The following is a 4,623-nucleotide window of genomic DNA, read 5'->3' as shown; positions in this document are numbered from 1 at the left end:
ACCGCCGCCACGCGGTCGGCGTGATGGCGCGCCGCACGCTCGGCTGGACCTGGGAGTCGTACCGCCGGGGCACGGCAGGATCCACAAGAGGCGAAGGAGCCGCGTGATGCGGGTGACGTTCACCGTCAACGGCCGCGAACAGCGGGCCGACGACGTCTGGGAGGGCGAGAGCCTGCTGTACGTGCTGCGCGAGCGGATGGGCCTGCCGGGCTCGAAGAACGCCTGCGAGCAGGGGGAGTGCGGCTCGTGCACGGTACGTCTGGACGGCGTGCCGGTGTGCGCGTGCCTGGTCGCCGCCGGGCAGGCCGAGGGCCGCGACGTCGTCACGGTCGAGGGGCTGGCCGGGGACGGCCTCTCCGCGGTCCAGCAGGCGTTCGTCGACGCCGGCGCCGTGCAGTGCGGCTTCTGCACGCCGGGTCTGCTGGTCGCCGCGGACGACCTGCTGGAGCAGAACCCGTCCCCGTCGGACGCCGACATCCGCGAGGGCCTGTCGGGCAACCTGTGCCGCTGCACGGGCTACGAGAAGATCCTCGACGCGGTCCGGCTCGCCGCCGCCCGCCGGGGGGAGGGGGCCTGATGTCCGAAGTCACCCGCATCCCGACCGACCTGAGGCAGGGTTCGCGGACCGCCGGCGGCATCGGCGAGTCCAAGCTGCGCCCGGACGGCACGCTGAAGGTCACGGGGGAGTTCGCGTACTCCTCCGACCTGTGGCACGAGGACATGATCTGGGGCCACACGCTGCGCTCCCCGCACGCGCACGCCGAGATCGTCTCGGTCGACACCTCCGCCGCCCTCGCCCAGGCCGGGGTCTACGCCGTGCTCACGTACGACGACCTGCCCGCGGAGCAGAAGAACTACGGCCTGGAGATCGCCGACACCCCCGCGCTCGCCGCCGGGCGGGTGCGCCACCACGGCGAGCCGGTGGCGCTGGTCGCCGCCGACCACCCCGAGACCGCCCGCCGGGCCGCGGCGAAGATCCGCATCGAGTGGCGGGAGCTGCCGCTCGTCACCGGTGAGGAGTCCGCGCTCGCCCCCGGCGCGCCGGTGCTGCACCCCGGGCGCACCGACGGCCACGTGCGGCACGTACCCCACCCGAACGTCGTCCACCGCCAGCCCATCGTCCGCGGCGACGCCGCCGCGGCGGCCCGCCGGGCGGACCACATCGTCACCGGCGAGTACGAGTTCGGCATGCAGGACCAGGCGTTCCTCGGCCCGGAGTCCGGCCTCGCGGTGCCCGCGGAGGACGGCGGCGTCGACCTGTTCGTCGCCACCCAGTGGCTGCACGCCGACCGGCGGCAGATCGCGCCCGTGCTCGGGCTGCCGGAGGACAAGGTGCGCATGACGCTCTCCGGCGTCGGCGGCGCCTTCGGCGGCCGCGAGGACCTGTCGATGCAGATCCACGCCTGCCTGCTGGCGCTGCGCACCGGCAAGCCGGTCAAGATGGTCTACAACCGCTTCGAGTCCTTCTTCGGCCACGTCCACCGGCACCCGGCCAGGATCCGCTACGAGCACGGCGTCACCGCGGACGGACGGATCACCCACGCCCGCTGCCGCATCGTCCTCGACGGCGGCGCGTACGCCTCCTCCACCCCGGCCGTCGTCGGCAACGCGGCGTCGCTGTCGATGGGCCCGTACGTCGTCGAGAACGTCGAGATCGAGGCGGTCGGGCTCTACACCAACAACCCGCCCTGCGGCGCGATGCGCGGCTTCGGCGCGGTCCAGGCGTGCTTCGCGTACGAGGCGCAGATGGACCGGCTCGCGGCGGCCGTCGGCATGGATCCGGTGGCGTTCCGGCAGCTGAACGCCATGTCGCAGGGCTCGCGGCTGCCCACCGGGCAGCAGGTCGACTCCCCGGCGCCGGTGGCGGAGATCCTGCGCCGCGTCCAGGCCCGGCCGCTGCCGCCGGAGCGGCAGTGGGAGAGCGCCGGCGGCGCGGCGGACGTACGGGCGCTGCCCGGCGGGCTGTCCAACACCACGCACGGCGAGGACGTCGTACGGGGCGTCGGCTACGCGGTCGGCATCAAGAACGTGGGGTTCTCCGAGGGCTTCGACGACTTCTCCACCGCCCGCGTGCGGCTGGAGGCCGTCGGCGGGGAGCCGGTGGCCACCGTGCACACGGCGGCGGCCGAGGTCGGCCAGGGCGGCGTCACCGTGCAGGCGCAGATCGCCCGCACCGAACTGGGCGTCGCGCAGGTCGTCATCGCCCCGGCCGACACCCGGGTCGGCTCCGCCGGCTCCACCTCCGCCTCCCGGCAGACGTACATGACGGGCGGCGCGGTACGCAACGCCTGCGCGGCCGTACGCGAGCAGGTCCTCGCCCTCGGCCGGCGCAAGCTCGGCACGTACCACCCGGCGTGGGCGACGGCCGAACTGCTGCTGGAGGGCGGCAAGGTCGTCACGGACGGCGGCGAGGTCCTCGCCGACCTGGCCGACGTGCTCGACGGCGAGCCGCCCGTGGACGTCGAACTGCCCTTCCGGCACCGGCCCACCGAGCCGTTCGACATCGAGACCGGCCAGGGCTTCGGGCACGTGCAGTACTCCTTCGCCGCGCACCGCGCGGTCGTCGAGGTCGACACCGCGCTCGGCCTGGTCAAGGTCGTCGAGCTGGCCTGCGCCCAGGACGTCGGCAAGGCGCTCAACCCGCTGTCGGTCGTCGGGCAGATCCAGGGCGGCACGACCCAGGGGCTGGGCGTGGCGGTGATGGAGGAGATCGTGGTCGACCCGGCGACCGGGCGGGTGCGGAACCCCTCGTTCACCGACTACCTGATCCCGACCATCCTCGACACCCCGGCCATCCCCGTCGACGTGCTCGAACTGGCCGACCCGCACGCGCCGTACGGCCTGCGGGGCGTGGGCGAGGCGTCGACGCTCTCGGCGACCCCCGCGGTGCTCGCCGCCATCCGCCAGGCCACCGGCCTGGCGCTGACCAGGACCCCCGTACGGCCGGAGCACCTGACCGGCACCTGATACAGCACCACCCCGCACCACCCCTTCGCCTCGGGCCGTCCCCCGGGTCGTGCAGCACCACCTCATCCCAAATCCCGCGATCGCGGGTGCCCCTGTGAACCTTGGGAGAACCGCATGACCCAGTCCTCCGTCGACCGGCGCGACGCCGCGCCGGCCGGCCGATCCGGCACCGCGGAACCCGGCCGCGCCTCCTGGCTCGACCGCTACTTCGAGATATCCCGGCGCGGCTCCACCGTCGCGCGCGAGGTGCGCGGCGGGCTCACCACCTTCATGGCGATGGCCTACATCCTGCTGCTCAACCCGCTGATCCTGGGCGGGGAGGACGCGGCCGGCAACGTGCTCGCCCCGTCCGGCCTGATCACCGCCACGGCGCTGGCCGCCGCGGTCACCACGCTGCTGCTGGGCTTCTTCGGCAAGGTGCCGCTGGCCGCGGCCGCCGGGCTCAGCGTCTCCGGCGTACTCGCCAGCCAGGTCGCGCCGCAGATGACGTGGCCGCAGGCGATGGGCATGTGCGTCGCGTACGGCATCGTGATCATGCTGCTGGTCGTCACCGGGCTGCGCGAGATGATCATGAATGCGATCCCGCTGGCCCTCAAGCACGCCATCACCATGGGCATCGGCATGTTCATCGCGCTGATCGGCCTGGTGAACGCCGGCTTCGTCCAGGCCGGCGAGGCGAAGATCGTCACCCTCGGCGTGGACGACCAGCTCCGCGGCTGGCCCGTCCTCGTCTTCTGCCTCACCCTGCTGCTGATCTTCATGCTCCAGGCGCGCAACGTGCCCGGCGCCATCCTCATCGGCATCGTCGCCGGCACGGTCGCCGCCGTCGTCGTCAACGCCGTCGCCGACCTCAAGCCCGAGGCGTGGGCCAACGGCCGGGCCCCCGAACTGCCCGCCGGCGGGGTCACCTCGACACCGGACTTCGGCCTCTTCGGCGAGGTGTCGTTCCGCGGCTGGGGCGACGTCGGCGTGATGACCGTCAGCATGATCGTCTTCACCCTCGTGCTGGCCGGGTTCTTCGACGCGATGGCCACCATCATCGGCGTCGGCACCGAGGCGAGGCTCACCGACGAGCGGGGCCGGATGCCGGGGCTGTCGCGGGCCCTGTTCATCGACGGCGCCGGCGGCGCGGTCGGCGGCACCGCGGGCGCCTCCGGGCAGACGGTGTTCGTGGAGTCCGCCACCGGCGTCGGCGAGGGCGCCCGCACCGGGCTGTCGAGCGTGGTCGTCGGGCTGCTCTTCGCGCTGGGGCTGCTGTTCACGCCGCTCGCGCAGATCGTGCCGGGCAACGTGGCCGCCGCGGCGCTGGTCGTCATCGGCGCCATGATGATGGCGAACGCGCGGCACGTGGACTGGGCGGACCGGGGCGTGGCCGTCCCGGTGTTCCTGACGGTCGTGCTGATGCCGTTCACGTACTCCATCACGGCGGGCGTCGCCGCCGGCGTCATCTCGTACACGGCGATCAGGGCCGCGCAGGGGAAGTGGCGCGAGCCCGGCCCCTTCATGTGGGTCCTGACCGCCGTCTTCGCCGTGTTCTTCGCGCTCCATCCGATCGAGCAGTGGATGGGTGTCAAATAGGACCAGCAGCCTCGTGAGGAGCTGATCAGCATGCTGGACATCGCCGCCGACCTCGCCCGGTGGTGCGCGGAGGGCCGT

Annotated in this window: 3 protein-coding genes and 1 pseudogene; all 4 read left to right on the top strand. The window is 73.3% G+C overall.

Annotated features, from left to right (window positions below; translation table 11 throughout):
* Positions 1-107 (top strand): annotated as a pseudogene (locus tag H5J30_RS36810) (FAD binding domain-containing protein); the annotation flags it as partial.
* Complete coding sequence (locus tag H5J30_RS18440; RefSeq protein ID WP_181788514.1) at positions 107-577, top strand: (2Fe-2S)-binding protein; 471 nt, start codon at positions 107-109, stop codon at positions 575-577. The pseudogene H5J30_RS36810 and the gene H5J30_RS18440, both read left to right, overlap by 1 nt.
* Positions 577-2,967, top strand: a complete 2,391-nt coding sequence (pucD, locus tag H5J30_RS18435; RefSeq protein WP_181788513.1) for a xanthine dehydrogenase subunit D — start codon at positions 577-579, stop codon at positions 2,965-2,967. The genes H5J30_RS18440 and pucD overlap by 1 nt, the downstream gene beginning before the upstream one ends.
* Positions 2,968-3,081: 114 nt before the next feature.
* On the top strand, positions 3,082-4,545 hold the full coding sequence (locus tag H5J30_RS18430) for an NCS2 family permease (protein ID WP_181788512.1): 1,464 nt from the start codon (positions 3,082-3,084) through the stop codon (positions 4,543-4,545).
* Positions 4,546-4,623 lie beyond the last annotated feature (78 nt).

The organism is Streptomyces phytophilus (assembly GCF_013870535.1).
Taxonomy (GTDB): Bacteria; Actinomycetota; Actinomycetes; order Streptomycetales; family Streptomycetaceae; genus Streptomyces; species Streptomyces phytophilus.
Note: the sequence above shows the minus strand (reverse complement) of the source record. Positions and strands in the feature narration are given on the sequence as shown.

What these genes read in the sequence shown, in the direction of transcription:
- H5J30_RS18440 (WP_181788514.1), top strand. Translation starts at nt 107, where the DNA reads ATGCGGGTGACGTTCACCGTCAACGGCCGCGAACAGCGGGCCGACGAC.
- pucD (WP_181788513.1), top strand. Translation starts at nt 577, where the DNA reads ATGTCCGAAGTCACCCGCATCCCGACCGACCTGAGGCAGGGTTCGCGG.
- H5J30_RS18430 (WP_181788512.1), top strand. Translation starts at nt 3,082, where the DNA reads ATGACCCAGTCCTCCGTCGACCGGCGCGACGCCGCGCCGGCCGGCCGA.